We start from the raw sequence: 14,013 nt of genomic DNA, 5'->3' as shown, positions 1-14,013 counted from the left end.
TCCACGGTGAGGGTCGGCGTGTCGGCGGGCGGGTCGATGAGGTCCTTGTCGGTGCCCGCGACGATGAGCGCGAGGCGGTGGCCGGCCGGGACGACGTGGTCGGTGGCCGCCAGGTCGAGGGCGACGGTGTAGGCCTTGCCCGGAGCGAGCGGGCGGCCCCGCCACTTGGACGCGTGGTTGCCGAGGTCGGCCCAGCCTCGGCTGACGACCGTGTAGTCCACGTCGGTGGTCTTCGCCGCCGTCTCCAGGTAGCAGGAGCTGTCCCCCGGGGTGCTCGGGCCCCAACAGGTGCGGTCGGTGAGGGTGGTGATGCCCTCACCGCGGTCGGCGTAGTCGCGGATGGTGCCGGGGCCGAGGTCGACGAGGACGGCGGAGAGGTGGGCCGTCGGGGTGCTGGACCGCGCGGTGACGGTGACCTCGGAGGCGCCGGACAGGCGCAGGTCGCGGGTGAGCGGGCCGGTGACGAACCCGGCCTTGCCCGGAGTCGGCTCGTCGATGTGCGCGGCCCAGTCCGTCTCGTTCAGCGCGGGATCGTCGGTGAGCGTCTCGGTGCCGCGGTCCCGGTGCAGGCCGAGGGTGCCGACGCCCGGTCGCGCGCCGTCGGCGGGGCGCAGGGTCGTGGTGGCGGTGGAGCGCGGCGGCCAGGTCTTCGACGTCTCCCACTGTTCGGGCCGGCGTTCGATGTCGGCCATCGGTTCGCGGTCGATGCCGTTGTCGTAGCCGAGGAGTTCGTGGTCGAACCAGCGGTGCAGGGTGTCGACCCACTCGGCGCGGCGGAAGTCGAAGGGGTCGACGTGGCCGGTCTGGGAGAGCCAGATCTTGCGGTCGACGCCGTTCTTCGCGAGGGCCTTCCACCACGGGCCGACGTGCTGCATACGGACGTTGAGGTCCTGCATGCCGTGGATGAGGAAGACGCTCGCCTTCACCTTGCTCGCGGCCTTGACGTAGTCGCGCTCGGTCCACAGCCGCGTCCAGTCGCCGGTGCGCGGGGCGCCGTCGACGAGCTTTCGCTGGACGGCTTCGCACTCGGTGCGGGCGTCGGGGCTGTTGACGTAGTCGGACAGCCAGTCGGGGCCGGAGCCGTAGAGCGGGGCGCCCTGGCTGAAGTAGTAGTCGTACCAGGAGGAGATGGCGGCGATCGGGACGATGGTCTCCAGGCCCTCGACGCCGGTGGCGGCGACGCCGTTGGCTACGGTGCCGTCCCAGCTCTTGCCGATCATGCCGGTCCTGCCGTTGGTCCAGGTCGCCTTGGCGCGCTCGCCGCCGGTGCGGCTGGTGTACGCCTTCGCCCGGCCGTTCAGCCAGTCGACGACGGCCTTTGCGGACTGGACGTCGGAGCGTCCGCCGACGTCGACGCAGCCGTCGGAGCGGTTCGTGCCGGCCAGGTCGACGCCGACGAAGGCGTAGCCGCGCGGCACGAAGTAGTTGTCGTAGTACAGCGGCATCCCGTCGACGTCGCCGTCGGCGTCGTACGTCTTCTTCTGGCTCTCGTTGCCGCGCCCGCAGCACGAGTAGTACGGGCTGGCGTCCATGATGACGGGGATCCTCCGGCCCTGTTGTGCGGGTTCCCGGGGGCGGACGATGTCGACGGCTACGCGGTCGTCCTCGCCGTCGCCGTCCCCGTCGTACCCGGTGTCCACCCAGACGGCCTCGCGGATGGCGTCGTCGTAGGAGTGAACCGGTTCGCTCTGTCGCGGGGTCGCGGGGTGGGCTGTCGCGGCGGGCGTGAGAAGGGTTGCCATGAGAGCGGCCGTGGCCGCCGTCGCGAGCGGTCTCCAGATCGTGAAGCGCATGCGTATCGGCATGCGCGGACGGTACATCGGTCAACTCCCGTGCAGAAGAGGGCAACGTGTGACTCATGACGGCCGAATGGCGATCGTGTGACCGGGGTGACCGTGCACATGACCGCGCGCACAGCGGCTGGATAGGCTCCGAACAGACGTCGTGCTCCTACGACTTGGAGCCTTCGTGCACCGCGGAATCGTCGTTCCGGGCGCACTCGGCGCGGCCGGCCACGGACCGGCCGCGGTCGCCTTGACGCCCTTGACCGACGGGACGGTGGCGTCACCCCGGACACACCTGATCTCCGGCTTGACGCCACCGTAGAGGCCACCACTGACAGTGGCCGTGAACCGGTGCTTCTTCGCTGCTTGGCGAGCTGCTTGGTGAGTCGCTTGGTGAACTACTCGGTGAGCCTGCCCAGTTCCTGCTCGGCGGCGTTCTGTGCCACGCGGCGGCGGACGCCGAACCAGCCGGCCACCAGCATCACCGCGATCACGGGCACGAGCAGCACGGTCTTGCGGCCGACCTCGTGGTCGTTCCACATCAGGACGATCACGGCCAGCAGGAAGGCGATCGTGACGAGCTCCGTGACGGGGCTGCCGGGCAGCCGGAAGTGCGGCCGCTCGACCAGTCCCGCGCGCGCCCGGCGCACGAAGACCAGGTGGCAGACCATGATGATCACCCAGGTGCTGATGATGCCCAGGGAGGCGACGTTCAGGACGATCTCGAAGGCCTTGTTCGGCACCAGGAAGTTCAGGCCGACGCCGAGCACGCAGACCGCGCAGGTCAGCAGGATGCCGCCGTAGGGAACCTGGCTGCGGCTCATCACGCCGGTGAACCTGGGCGCGGAGCCCGCCATCGCCATCGAGCGCAGGATGCGGCCGGTGGAGTACAAACCGGAGTTCAGGGAGGACATCGCGGCGGTCAGGACCACGAGGTTCATGACGTCACCGGCGGCCGGGACGCCGATCCCCGACAGCACCGTGACGAAGGGGCTCTCGTCGCCCGAGTAGAGCGAACTCGGCAACAGCAGGGCCAGCAGGACGACCGAGCCGACGTAGAACAGGGCGACCCGCCACATGATGGAGTTCACCGCGCGGGGGACGATCTTCTCCGGCTCGGCGGTCTCGCCGGCGGCGACGCCGACCAGTTCCAGGGCCGCGTAGGAGAAGATCACACCCTGCATGACCAGGATGACGGGCATGGCGCCGTGCGGGAGGATGCCACCGTGGTCGGTGATCATGCTCATGCCTGGGGTGTGGCCGCCCACCTCGTGCTGGGTGGCGAGCAGGAAGATACCGATCAGCATGAAGGCGACGAGGGTGGCGACCTTGACGATCGCGAACCAGAACTCCATCTCGCCGAAGATCTTCACCGAGATCAGGTTCACGGCCAGGACCACCGCGAGGGCGATCAGGGCGAGCACCCATTGCGGGATGCTCGTGAACATACTCCAGTAGTGCGTGTACAGCGCGATCGCGGTGATGTCGGCGATACCGGTCGTCGACCAGTTCAGGAAGTACATCCAGCCGGCGACGTAGGCGCCCTTCTCGCCGAGGAACTCGCGCGCGTACGACACGAAGGACCCGGAGGAGGGCCGGTACAGCACCAGCTCACCGAGGGCCTTGACGACGAAGAAGGCGAATACGCCGGCGACGAGGTAGGCGACGGCGAGCGCCGGGCCCGCGTCGCGCAGGCGCCCTCCGGCGCCGAGGAAGAGGCCGGTACCGATGGCGCCGCCGATGGCGATCATGTTGACGTGGCGGGCCTTGAGGTCCTTGCTGTAGCCGGCGTCACCCGCGTCCGCGGGTCGTTCGGCCGCCTGGGGGTGGGCGGCGGCCTGTGCCGTGGCGACGGCGTCCTTGCTCACGGGTGGTACCAATCTCTGGTGCGCCCGGGCGGGGTACGCCCAGGTCGTCCGTACAGCGACAAGGCCCGCACCACCCTTCGCGGCACAGACCAACGCAGCACCTTCCCACGACTCTGCGTGGACATGCGATGTCTCATGTCACACAGCGTGACTTGACACAAGATCCGTCAGCCGTCTCCACAGGGTGCGCATGGTGCACACGAGGTGTCACAGCGTTGGTGAGACAGCGATACTGCTGCACATGACGACGACCGACACCGAGGAGCCGACTTTCACGATCGACGAGCTGGCCGCGCGGGCCGGCGTCACGGTCCGCACGGTCCGCTTCTACGGCACCAGGGGGCTGCTGCCACCGCCGGCGATCGGCCCGCGCCGGGTGGGGCACTACGGCGGCGAGCACCTGGCCCGGCTGGCGCTGATCGAGGAGTTGCAGCACCAGGGCATGACGCTGGCCGCGATCGAGCGGTATCTGAAGCAGCTGCCGCCGGATTTGAGCCCGCACGACCTCGCGCTGCACCGCGCGGTGGTGGCCTCCTGGGCGCCGGAGACGGTGGAGAGCGTCACGCGTGAGGAGCTGGGCCGGCGGGCGGGCCGGCCGCTGACGGACGACGAGGTGGACCGGCTCACGGCGATGGACATCGTCGCGCGGGACGGCGCGGCCCCGGACGGTGACGCCTACCGGGTCGATGCCGGGCTGCTCCGGCTCGGCGCCGAACTGCTCGACGTGCCCTTCTCCCCCGAGACGGTCCTCGCCGCCCGTACGGCCCTGCTCGAGCACTCCCGCGCCGCCGCGCGCGACCTGTCGCGGCTGCTGCGCGACGCGGTCGCCGAACGCGACGCGCGGGACGTGCGGTCCCTGTCCGCCCACATGCACCCGCTCGTGGTGCAGGCACTGCTGACCACGTTCCAGCGGTCGCTGCGGGAGGAGCTGCGGGAGTGGCTCGGCGGGGACTGCGAGGGCGGCGAGGACTGAGCCGCTTGCTCAGCGGCCGTCGGTGAAGACCTCCCCCTTGTCCGCCTTCTCCACCAGCAGCGCGGACGGCGTGAAGCGCTCGCCGTAACGGTCGGCGAGCTCACGCGCGCGCGCCACGAAGCCGGGCAGACCCCCCTCGTAGCCGTTGATGTACTGCAGGACGCCGCCGGTCCAGCCGGGGAAGCCGATACCCAGGATGGAGCCGATGTTGGCGTCGGCGACGGAGGTCAGTACGCCCTCCTCCAGGAGCTTGACCGTGTCGAGCGCCTCCGAGAAGAGCATGCGCTCCTGCATGTCCGCGAAGGGGATCTCGTGGCCGGGCTTCGTGAAGTGCTCCCGCAGGCCCGGCCAGAGCCCCGCCCGCCTGCCGTCGTCCCCGTACTCGTAGAACCCTGCGCCGCCGCTGCGGCCGGGGCGCTCGAACTCGTCGACCATGCGGTCGATGACGGCCTCGGCGGGGTGCGCGGTCCAGGTGCCGCCCGCTTCCTCCACGGCCCGCCTGGTCTCCTTGCGGATCTTCCGGGGCAGCGTGAGGGTCAGCTCGTCCATCAGGGAGAGCACCTTGGCCGGGTAGCCCGCCTGGGCCGCCGCCTGTTCGACGGAGGCGGGCTCGATGCCCTCGCCGACCATGGCCACGCCCTCGTTGATGAAGTGGCCGATGACCCGGGAGGTGAAGAAGCCGCGCGAGTCGTTGACGACGATCGGCGTCTTGTTGATCTGCCGGACCAGGTCGAAGGCGCGCGCCAGCGCCTCGTCGCCCGTCCGCTCGCCCTTGATGATCTCGACCAGCGGCATCTTGTCGACGGGCGAGAAGAAGTGCAGCCCGATGAAGTCCGCCTGGCGCTCGACACCCTCGGCCAGCGCGGTGATGGGCAGGGTGGAGGTGTTGGAGCAGAGCAGCGCGTCGGGGGCGACGACGTCCTGGATCTCCTGGAACACCTTGTGCTTGAGGGAGGTGTCCTCGAAGACGGCCTCGATGACCGCGTCGCAGCCCGCGAGATCGGCCGCCTCGGCGGTCGGCGTGATGCGGGCCAGCAGCGCGTCGGCCTTCTCCTGGGTCGTGCGGCCCTTGGCGACGGCCTTGGCGCACAGTTTCTCGGAGTGGGCCTTGCCCTTGACGGCCGACTCCAGGGCGACGTCCTTGAGGACGACGTCGATGCCCGCACGGGCACACGAGTAGGCGATGCCGGCGCCCATCATGCCGGCTCCGAGGACGGCGACCTTGGTCACCTTGCGCGGCTCGACGCCCCCCGGTCGGTTGGCGCCGGAATTGACGGCCTGGAGGTCGAAGAAGAACGCCTGGATCATGTTCTTCGAGGTCTGCCCGGCGGCCAGCTCGACGAAGTAGCGGGCCTCGATGACCTGCGCGGTCTCGAAGTCGACCTGGGAGCCCTCGACTGCGGCGGCCATGATGTTGCGCGGGGCGGGGTAGGGGGCGCCGTTCGTCTGCTTGCGCAGGTTGGCGGGGAAGGCGGGCAGGTTGGCCGCGAACTTCGGGTGCGACGGCGTACCGCCGGGGATGCGGTAGCCGGGCCGGTCCCACGGCTGGGCGGACTCCGGGTTGGCGTCGATGAAGGCGCGGGCCTTGGCGAGCATGTCCTCACGGCTGTCGGCGACCTCGTCGACCAGGCCGTTGTCCTGGGCGCGGCGCGGGTTGTACTGGGTGCCCTGGAGGAGCACCTTCAGCAGCGCGTCGGTGATGCCGAGCATCCGGACGGTGCGGACGACGCCGCCGCCTCCGGGGAGCAGGCCGAGGGTGACCTCGGGGCAGCCGATCTTGGAGCCGGGCGCGTCGAGGGCGACGCGGTGGTGGCAGGCGAGGGCGATCTCGTAACCGCCGCCGAGGGCCGCGCCGTTCATGGCGGCGACGACCGGCTTGCCGAGGGTCTCGATGCGGCGCAGGTTCCGCTTGATGGCCATACCGCCGTCGAAGAGGTCCTGGGCGGTCTCGGGGGTGACGCGGATCAGGTCGCGCAGGTCGCCGCCGGCGAAGAAGGTCTTCTTGGCGGAGGTGACGATGACGCCCCGGATGTCGTCCCTCTCGGCCTCCAGGCGGTCGGTGACCACCGCGAGGGACTCGCGGAACGCCTGGTTCATGGTGTTCGCGGACTGGGCGGGGTCGTCGAGGACGAGGGTGACGACGCCGGTGTCGTCCTGTTCCCAGCGGATGGTGGTGCTCTCGGTCGTCATGACAGGGGTCTCCAGTGAGGTCTTCGGTGGCCGTGGTGCCGCTTCCGCAGGGATCAGAGGCGCTCGACGATCGTGGCGATGCCCATGCCGCCGCCCACGCACAGGGTGGCGAGGCCGTAGCGCTTGTCCTGGCGCTCCAGTTCGTCGACGAGGGTGCCGAGGATCATCGCGCCGGTGGCGCCGAGGGGGTGGCCGAGGGCGATGGCGCCGCCGTTGACGTTGACCTTGTCCAGGGACAGGCCCATGTCCTTGACGAAGCGCAGGACGACCGCGGCGAACGCCTCGTTGATCTCGACGAGGTCGATGTCGTCGATGGTCAGCCCGGCCTTGGCGAGCGCCTTGCGGGTGGCGGGGGCGGGGCCGGTGAGCATGATGGTGGGCTCGGAGCCGGACACGGCGGCGGAGACGATCCGCGCGCGCGGGGTGAGCCCGTAGCGCTCGCCCACCTCCTTGGAGCCGATGGCGACCAGGGAGGCGCCGTCCACGATGCCGGAGGAGTTGCCCGCGTGGTGGACGTGGTCGATCTGCTCGACCCAGTGGTACTTCTGCAGCGCCACGGCGTCGAACCCGCCGAGTTCGCCGATGTCGGCGAAGGAGGGCTTGAGGCCCGCGAGGGAGTCGGCGGTGGTGCCGGGGCGCAGGTGCTCGTCGTGGTCGAGGACGGTGAGGCCGGCGCGGTCCCTGACCGGCACGACGGACCGCTCGAAGCGGTTCTCCTTCCAGGCGTTGGCCGCGCGCTCCTGGGAGAGGGCCGCGTACTCGTCGACGTCGCGGCGGGTGAAGCCCTCGATGGTGGCGATCAGGTCGGCGCCGATGCCCTGCGGGACGAAGTTGGTGGCGAGGTTGGTCATCGGGTCGTTGAACCAGGCCCCGCCGTCCGAGGCCATCGGCACCCGGGACATCGACTCGACACCGCCCGCGAGGACCAGGTCCTCCCAGCCGGAGCGCACCTTGGCGGCGGCCAGGTTGACGGCCTCCAGACCCGACGCGCAGAAGCGGTTCTCCTGGACGCCGGCCACGGTGTCCGGCAGTCCGGACGCGATGGCGGCGATGCGGGCGATGTCGGAGCCCTGGTCGCCGACGGGACCGACGACGCCGAGCACGATGTCGTCGACGGCGGCCGGGTCGAGGTCCGGGAAGCGGGCGCGGATCTCGTGGATGAGGCCGACGACCAGGTCGACGGGCTTCGTACCGTGCAGGGCGCCGTTCGCCTTGCCGCGTCCGCGCGGGGTGCGGATCGCGTCGTACACGTACGCTTCGGTGGTCACTGGCAGGCCTTTCACTGAGGGTTTTTCGCGGGGCTGTTCAGCTGTTCGCTCGAGGGTTCCTCGGCAGGTCCCAGTCACGGGCCACCGCCTCGGTGTCGGCGCCCGGCCGGGCGGGTCCGGTGCGAACGGCGGTGGGGGTCGCGGAGAAACGGGGCGCCGGGGCCGGCTGGGTGATGCCGCCGTGGTCGGTGAAGGTGGAGCGGGCGGCGAGGTGCGGGTGGTGCGGGGCCTCGCGGAGCGACAGGACGGGGGCCACACAGGCGTCGGAGTCCGCGAAGACGGCCGTCCACTCCTCCCGGGTACGGGACCTGAAGCGGGCGGCGATGGCCGCGCGCAGGTCGTCCCAGCGGGCCGTGTCGTCGCGGGCCGGTGCCTGCTCGGGGATGCCGAGCAGCTCCATGAACTCGGCGTAGAACCGCTGCTCCAGGGCACCGACCGCCATGTACCGGCCGTCGCCGGTCTCGTAGGTTCCGTAGAACGGGCAGCCGCCGTCGAGGAGGTTGGCTCCGCGCCGGTCCTGCCAGCCGCCGGCGGCGAGCATGCCGTGGATCATCGAGGAGAGGTGGGCGGCGCCGTCGACGATGGCGGCGTCGACGACCTGGCCGGTACCGGTCGCGCGCGCGTGGTGCAGGGCGGCGAGGATGCCGACGACCAGGTAGAGGGAGCCGCCCGCGTAGTCGCCGACGAGGTTGGCGGGGACGGCCGGCGGCTCGTCGGGGGCGCCGATCATGCCGAGGGTGCCGGTGAGCGCGATGTACCCGATGTCGTGACCGGCGCGCTGGGCGAGCGGGCCGTCCTGGCCCCAGCCGGTCATGCGGCCGAAGACGAGGCGCGGGTTGCGGGCGTGGCAGTCTCCGGGGCCGACGCCGAGCCGTTCGGCGACGCCGGGTCGGTAGCCCTCGATCAGCACGTCGGCGCGTTCGGCGAGGTCGAGGACCTGGGCCGGACCGTCCGGTGCCTTCAGGTCGACGACCACCGAGCGCTTGTTGCGGTTGGTGACGTCGTGCGCGGGGTCGATCGCGAGGCCGGGGCCGCCGGGGCGGTCGACACGGACGACGTCGGCACCCAGGTCGGCCAGGAGCATGGCGGCGAAGGGCCCGGGCCCGATACCGGCCAGCTCGACCACGCGCACACCCGTGAGCGGGCCCTCGCCCGGCGTTCGCCCCGCCGTTCTCGCCTCCGACATCGAGCCCCCAGGTCTGTGACACCACTGATGTAACACCAGTGATGCTAGAAACGTGTTCCACTGGGCACAAGACCGGAGCGAGCAAGCGCTTAGCCAATTATGGGGCAGGCTCTCCTCCGGACCCGCAGTCCTCACGCTAGCCTCGGCCACCGGCAACGGCGCGTGCTGCGGGCCCAGGGGTTGCCGCCGGGTGACGAAGGGATGTCATGACCATGCAGAAGGCCGACCGGCCGTACGACATCGTGCTCTTCGGAGCGACGGGGTTCGTCGGCGAACTCACCGCGGAGTACCTCGCCGCGCACGCGCCCGAGGGGCTGCGCTGGGCGATCGCCGGCCGCAGCGAGGAGAAGCTGCGACGACTGCGGGAGAGGCTGCCCGGTGCGGCGGACGTCGGCGTACTGCGCGCGGACGTCTCCGATCCGGCCTCGCTGCGCGAACTCGCCGAGCAGGCGCGCGTGGTGGCCACGACGGTGGGACCGTACGTCCAGTACGGCGAAGCGCTGGTCGCCGCCTGCGCGGAGACCGGGGCGGACTATCTCGACCTCACCGGTGAGCCCGAGTTCGTGGACCTCACGTACGTCCGTCATGACGCCCGCGCGCGAGAGTCCGGCGCGCGGCTGGTGCACGCCTGTGGTTTCGACTCCGTGCCGCACGATCTCGGGGTGTACTTCACGGTGCGGCAACTGCCGGAGGACGTGCCGCTGGCCGTGGACGGCTTCGTGACCGCCGACGCCACCTTCTCGGGCGGTACGTTCGCCTCCGCGCTGGGCCAGTTCGCGCGCGGCAGGCAGTTGCAGGCCGCCGCGCGGGAACGCCGGCGGCACGAGCCCCGGCTGGTGGGCCGCCGGGCGGCGACGCCGACGGGCCGGCCGCGGTTCGCCGGTGAGGTGGGGGCCTGGGCGCTGCCGCTGCCGACCATCGACGCGCAGATCGTGCGCCGCTCCGCGAAGGCGCTGGACCGCTACGGCCCCGACTTCCGCTACCGCCACTACGCGGCCGTGCGGCGTCTGCCCGTCGCGGTGGGCGGGGTCGCGGCCGTGGGCGCGCTCGTGGCGGCGGCTCAGGTACCGCCCGCGCGGCGCTGGTTGTCCGGCCGGCTCAAGCCGGGTGACGGGCCGAGCCCCGAGAAGCGGGCGAGGAGCTGGTTCTCGGTCCGCTTCGTGGGCGAAGGCGGCGGCCGAAAGGTGTTCACCGAGGTCTCGGGCGGCGACCCCGGGTACGACGAGACGGCGAAGATGTTCGCCGAGGCGGCGTTGTCCCTCGCCCTCGACGACCTGCCGCCGGTGGCCGGGCAGGTCACGACGGCCGTGGCGATGGGGGACGCACTGATCGAGCGGCTGCGGACGGCGGGCATCCGCTTCCGGGTGGCCGCGGCCCGCTGACGGACCCGTCCCGGGCCTGTCCGGCAGACCATGCCGCTGACGCGGGGGCCGGCACGCCCGCCCGCCGGACAGGCCCTACCCCGACCACCCGACGATCGTGTAGATCATCCCGCCGATCCAGGCCAGCCCCGCTCCCACGGCCAGCACCAGCCCCGCGACCACGGCCCGCTCGACGGGCCGGCCGGGGTGGCGGGCGGACTGCTTGGGTGCGCGGTGCGTCGTCATGCGGCCCAGACTGTCGCGGCCGACGGCGGGGCACATCCGTACGGATACTCAGGTGGCCGCTGAGCACCGGCCCGCACCGCGGGCACGTGCCCTCATCACGAATTTGAGACTTCTCCCGCCGCCCACCCAACAACGACCCGTCAATGGCCAGCTACCGGCCCACCACCACCGGCACACCCGATCGACGAAGTGCCAACAAGAAGTTCAATGAAACCCTTGAAGGCATGAAGTTCCTTCTCGAAGTCACCATGGACGAGGGCGCGCTCGCCGAGGACCCCGCGGGCGAGTTGCAGCGGATACTGCGGTACTGGGGCGGCAACCTGAAGCACTACGCGCTGCGGCCCGGCGACGGTTCGGTGGTCTACGACTCGGCGTACCAGGAGGTGGGCCGCTGGAGCGTCGAGGGTCAGGCCGGGTAGGTGGTGGCCGCCCGCAGGGCCTCGCGGCACAGGGCGTCCGCCCTGCGGGTGGTCTCCGGCAGGCGGTAGTCGGGGGCCAGGGCCAGCGTGTGCGCGCAGGCGTTGTCGAGGCTCACACGATGGCCGACGGAGACGAAGACCGGCTTGACGCCGTCGCGGGTACGGACGGCACGTCCGACCTCCTCGGCGCCGGCCAGCAGCGGGGACGTGCTGCCGCGGGGCGCGTCGGGGTCGTCGTGCGTGAAGGTGAACGGGTTCTTGGCCACGCCGATCGTGGGCAGCCCGGTGAGCACGCCGAGGTGACTGGCGAGGCCGAAGCGGCGCGGGTGGGCCAGGCCGTAGCCGTCGCAGACGACCAGGCCGGGCGGGCAGGGCAGCGCGTCCAGGGCGGCGAGGACGGTCGGGATCTCGCGGAAGGCGAGCAGGCCGGGCACGTAGGGGAAGGAGATCCGGCCGACGGCGGTGGCCTCGGCGACGACGGCGTGCGTCGCGGCGTCCAGTACGACGGCCGCCGCCGCGACGACGTCCCGTTCGTCGTCGTAGGCGACGTCCACGCCGGTCACCCGGCCCGTGCCGGGCGGCGGACCCGGTTCGTCGAGCACCACGCCTGCCCGCAGTTCGTCCTGGACGGCGCGGGCACGCTCAACGGTCGCGGGCCAGTCGGCGGGAATCTGCACGGTCACGGTCGTCATGGTGGCCGCAAGCCTACGGGAGCGCGCCGCAGTAGGCTCACGATCATGTTCGTACTGGAACTCTCCCACACCGCCCCGCTCGACGCCGTCGACGCGGTGCTGGAGGAACACGTGGCGTGGCTCGACGAGCTGTACCGGCAGGGCGTGTTCCTGGCGTCCGGGCGCAAGGAGCCCCGCGACGGCGGGGTGATCATCGCCGTCGCGGGGGACCGTGCGCGGATCGAGGAGATCACCGCGGGCGACCCCTTCGTCAGGGCCGGCGTGTGCGCGTACCGCGTCACCGAGTTCGTCGCCACGAAGACGGCGCCGGCGCTGGAGCGGTACCGGGAGACCCTCGGCTAGGGCCTGTCCGGCTCACTTGCCGAGCGCGCGCTGGAGTTCGCCCTTGTTCATGTTCGAACGGCCGCTGATGTCCCGGCGCTTGGCCTCCTCGTACAGCTGGTCGAAGGTGGGGCCCTGGGGGCCCTGCCGGTTCCCGGACCGCTGGCCGCCCCGCTTGCTCGGCGACTTGTCCTGCGTGGACGTACGGCTGGCGGTCTTGGACTCGCCGGACTGGGCGCGCTCCTTGTTCACCGTCCGGGCGGCGATCTCCTTGGCGCGGCCGGTGCTCTCGCCACGGTCCTTGGCGCTGTCCTTGATGTGCTCGTACTGCCGCTCCCGTTTGGAGCTCGAACCGCGTGGCATGTCCGCTCACTTCCTCTCGCGTTCAGTGAACGGATACCCACGTTACGGACGAACACCCGGCCCCGCGCCGTCAGCGCTCCGACCGGGCGACCCGTCCCTGCTCGCCGGCGGCCCAGCAGCCCAGGTCCGGGGTGCAGTCCACGGTGTCGTACGACCCCGTGTCGACGGCCCGCCAGGTGCGGCCGCCGTCCGTGGTGAGGTCCGTGCCGGTGGGGCCGACCCGCGAGGGCGGCGGTGCGGCTGTACGGGAGCCGGGCGACGCCGGACCGGTAGGAGGAGGGCGACCGGTCGGCGGACCGCCAGGTGGTGCCGCCGTCGGTGGTCCGCGCCGCCGCCCGCGGGGAGGGCTGGTCGGGGCGGAAGTCGCCGCCGTCAGCGCGGCCGCTGCCGCCGCGCACACCGCCCCGGCGATCACCGTCCGTCCCGTGCGCCTGCCACCGCTTCGCGCGGACCGTGCCGTGCGTCGCATGCTCCCCAAGCGCCTCATGGCGGGCGAAGTCAGCCCACCGGCCGGGCGCCGTCCAGAGGACCGTGTGCGGCGCGTGCGTGCGGGCACGAGTGCCACAAGTGCCTTACGAGGCACGCGAGGAGAGGCGCGTCACTCCCGCGCATGAACGCGGTGACAGAGGTCACTCGGTCATCGTGTGCACGGATTGGCTGATTCCGTCGTCTCTTCCAGTGCCCGGCCCGCACCAACCGGAAGCTCGTCCAGCCGTCACGAGGGAGCAAGGCGTTGTCCACCGTCATCGAGCAGCCCGTCGAGGCGCGTCTCGTCGCCGCCGCGCCGCGTATGCCCAGCATTCCCGCAACGCTGCACTACGACCGCAGCGATCCGTTCGCCGTCCGGATGACCTTCCCGGCTCCGGCCACCCTCGAGGGCGTGGAGGTCTGCTGGACCTTCTCCCGCGAGCTGCTCATCACCGGGATGCGGGAGCCGGACGGTCACGGCGACGTACGGGTGCGCCCGTACGGGTACGACCGGACCGTCCTGGAGTTCCACGCGCCCGAGGGCACCGCCGTGATCCACATCCGCTCGGGCGAGCTGCGCCGGTTCCTTCAGGCCACCGGCGAGCTGGTGCCCGTCGGCCTGGAGCATCTCCAGCTGGACCTGGACCACGACCTGGCGGAGCTGATGCGGGGGACCTGCTGACGACGCCCTGACGCTCCCGCGCCGGCAGCCGGTACCCGGCGGCCGGTTGAACTTCCCGTGGCCGACGCCGCCCGGCCGGTTCGGCGACCGGCGGCGCGCCGGGTCCGGCCGGCCCGTCTCAGCCGCCCGTCGACGCCACGGCCCGCGCCGTTTCCGCGCTGACCGCTCCCCACACCTCGCCCACGATCTTCC

General features: G+C 71.6%; 13 protein-coding genes and 1 pseudogene. 5 read left to right on the top strand and 9 right to left on the bottom strand.

Translation table 11 applies throughout. The features are described 5' to 3' along the window. On the bottom strand, positions 1 to 1,805 hold a 1,805-nt coding region (locus tag EBH09_RS31145), incomplete at its 3' end, for a Xaa-Pro dipeptidyl-peptidase (RefSeq protein ID WP_193776626.1). 377 nt (positions 1,806 to 2,182) lie between these two features. Beyond that, entirely contained in the window at positions 2,183 to 3,652 is a 1,470-nt protein-coding gene (locus tag EBH09_RS31140) for an amino acid permease (protein WP_121750201.1), read from the bottom strand. A gap of 241 nt (positions 3,653 to 3,893) precedes the next feature. Between EBH09_RS31140 and EBH09_RS31135 the strand changes: the two genes are divergently transcribed. Continuing rightward, on the top strand, positions 3,894 to 4,625 hold the full coding sequence (locus EBH09_RS31135; RefSeq protein WP_193776625.1) for a MerR family transcriptional regulator: 732 nt from the start codon (positions 3,894 to 3,896) through the stop codon (positions 4,623 to 4,625). 9 nt (positions 4,626 to 4,634) lie between these two features. On the opposite strand, the gene EBH09_RS31130 is transcribed toward EBH09_RS31135, so the two are convergent. From EBH09_RS31130 to EBH09_RS31120, 3 genes are read right to left on the bottom strand one after another with little or no spacing between them, the layout of a single operon-like run. Then, positions 4,635 to 6,815 carry a 3-hydroxyacyl-CoA dehydrogenase NAD-binding domain-containing protein gene (locus EBH09_RS31130; RefSeq protein WP_121750200.1) on the bottom strand — a complete coding sequence of 727 codons (2,181 nt, stop codon included), beginning with the start codon at positions 6,813 to 6,815 and terminating at the stop codon, positions 4,635 to 4,637. Between the two features lie 53 nt (positions 6,816 to 6,868). Then, complete coding sequence (locus EBH09_RS31125) at positions 6,869 to 8,083, bottom strand: acetyl-CoA C-acetyltransferase (protein WP_121750199.1); 1,215 nt, start codon at positions 8,081 to 8,083, stop codon at positions 6,869 to 6,871. Between the two features lie 37 nt (positions 8,084 to 8,120). Continuing rightward, a complete protein-coding gene (locus EBH09_RS31120; RefSeq protein ID WP_121750198.1) occupies positions 8,121 to 9,269 on the bottom strand; it encodes a CaiB/BaiF CoA-transferase family protein in 1,149 nt (382 codons plus the stop codon). A 206-nt stretch (positions 9,270 to 9,475) separates the two neighbouring features. On the opposite strand from EBH09_RS31120, the gene EBH09_RS31115 reads away from it, so the two are divergent. Next, positions 9,476 to 10,651, top strand: a complete 1,176-nt coding sequence (locus EBH09_RS31115) for a saccharopine dehydrogenase NADP-binding domain-containing protein (RefSeq protein WP_121750197.1) — start codon at positions 9,476 to 9,478, stop codon at positions 10,649 to 10,651. A gap of 75 nt (positions 10,652 to 10,726) precedes the next feature. On the opposite strand, the gene EBH09_RS31110 is transcribed toward EBH09_RS31115, so the two are convergent. Beyond that, positions 10,727 to 10,876: a hypothetical protein gene (locus EBH09_RS31110; RefSeq protein WP_121751091.1), complete on the bottom strand. Its 150-nt coding sequence runs from the start codon at positions 10,874 to 10,876 to the stop codon at positions 10,727 to 10,729. A 224-nt stretch (positions 10,877 to 11,100) separates the two neighbouring features. Between EBH09_RS31110 and EBH09_RS31105 the strand changes: the two genes are divergently transcribed. Continuing rightward, positions 11,101 to 11,295 carry a hypothetical protein gene (locus tag EBH09_RS31105; RefSeq protein WP_121750196.1) on the top strand — a complete coding sequence of 65 codons (195 nt, stop codon included), beginning with the start codon at positions 11,101 to 11,103 and terminating at the stop codon, positions 11,293 to 11,295. On the opposite strand, the gene EBH09_RS31100 is transcribed toward EBH09_RS31105, so the two are convergent. Next, on the bottom strand, positions 11,283 to 11,987 hold the full coding sequence (locus EBH09_RS31100) for an endonuclease V (protein ID WP_121750195.1): 705 nt from the start codon (positions 11,985 to 11,987) through the stop codon (positions 11,283 to 11,285). The genes EBH09_RS31105 and EBH09_RS31100 overlap by 13 nt on opposite strands. Before the next feature lie 45 nt (positions 11,988 to 12,032). On the opposite strand from EBH09_RS31100, the gene EBH09_RS31095 reads away from it, so the two are divergent. Further along, positions 12,033 to 12,329 carry a YciI family protein gene (locus EBH09_RS31095; RefSeq protein WP_121750194.1) on the top strand — a complete coding sequence of 99 codons (297 nt, stop codon included), beginning with the start codon at positions 12,033 to 12,035 and terminating at the stop codon, positions 12,327 to 12,329. A gap of 12 nt (positions 12,330 to 12,341) precedes the next feature. Here EBH09_RS31095 and EBH09_RS31090 read toward each other — a convergent pair whose 3' ends face one another. Beyond that, positions 12,342 to 12,671 (bottom strand): plasmid stabilization protein, encoded by a 330-nt coding sequence (locus EBH09_RS31090; protein ID WP_121750193.1) that lies wholly within the window; start codon positions 12,669 to 12,671, stop codon positions 12,342 to 12,344. Positions 12,672 to 12,741: 70 nt separating this feature from the next. After that, a pseudogene (locus EBH09_RS39435) lies at positions 12,742 to 13,054 on the bottom strand (oxidoreductase); the annotation flags it as partial. A 350-nt stretch (positions 13,055 to 13,404) separates the two neighbouring features. Here EBH09_RS39435 and EBH09_RS31080 point away from each other — a divergent pair. Further along, positions 13,405 to 13,821 carry an SsgA family sporulation/cell division regulator gene (locus EBH09_RS31080; protein ID WP_121750192.1) on the top strand — a complete coding sequence of 139 codons (417 nt, stop codon included), beginning with the start codon at positions 13,405 to 13,407 and terminating at the stop codon, positions 13,819 to 13,821. The last annotated feature ends 192 nt before the right edge of the window (positions 13,822 to 14,013 follow it).

The sequence above is a fragment of the Streptomyces sp. E2N166 genome (assembly GCF_003671715.1).
Classification (GTDB): Bacteria; Actinomycetota; Actinomycetes; order Streptomycetales; family Streptomycetaceae; genus Streptomyces; species Streptomyces thinghirensis.
Note: the sequence above shows the minus strand (reverse complement) of the source record. Positions and strands in the feature narration are given on the sequence as shown.

What these genes read in the sequence shown, in the direction of transcription:
- EBH09_RS31100 (WP_121750195.1), bottom strand. Translation starts at nt 11,987, where the DNA reads ATGACGACCGTGACCGTGCAGATTCCCGCCGACTGGCCCGCGACCGTT.
- EBH09_RS31135 (WP_193776625.1), top strand. Translation starts at nt 3,894, where the DNA reads ATGACGACGACCGACACCGAGGAGCCGACTTTCACGATCGACGAGCTG.
- EBH09_RS31090 (WP_121750193.1), bottom strand. Translation starts at nt 12,671, where the DNA reads ATGCCACGCGGTTCGAGCTCCAAACGGGAGCGGCAGTACGAGCACATC.
- EBH09_RS31105 (WP_121750196.1), top strand. Translation starts at nt 11,101, where the DNA reads ATGAAGTTCCTTCTCGAAGTCACCATGGACGAGGGCGCGCTCGCCGAG.
- EBH09_RS31120 (WP_121750198.1), bottom strand. Translation starts at nt 9,269, where the DNA reads ATGTCGGAGGCGAGAACGGCGGGGCGAACGCCGGGCGAGGGCCCGCTC.
- EBH09_RS31095 (WP_121750194.1), top strand. Translation starts at nt 12,033, where the DNA reads ATGTTCGTACTGGAACTCTCCCACACCGCCCCGCTCGACGCCGTCGAC.
- EBH09_RS31110 (WP_121751091.1), bottom strand. Translation starts at nt 10,876, where the DNA reads ATGACGACGCACCGCGCACCCAAGCAGTCCGCCCGCCACCCCGGCCGG.
- EBH09_RS31115 (WP_121750197.1), top strand. Translation starts at nt 9,476, where the DNA reads ATGACCATGCAGAAGGCCGACCGGCCGTACGACATCGTGCTCTTCGGA.
- EBH09_RS31130 (WP_121750200.1), bottom strand. Translation starts at nt 6,815, where the DNA reads ATGACGACCGAGAGCACCACCATCCGCTGGGAACAGGACGACACCGGC.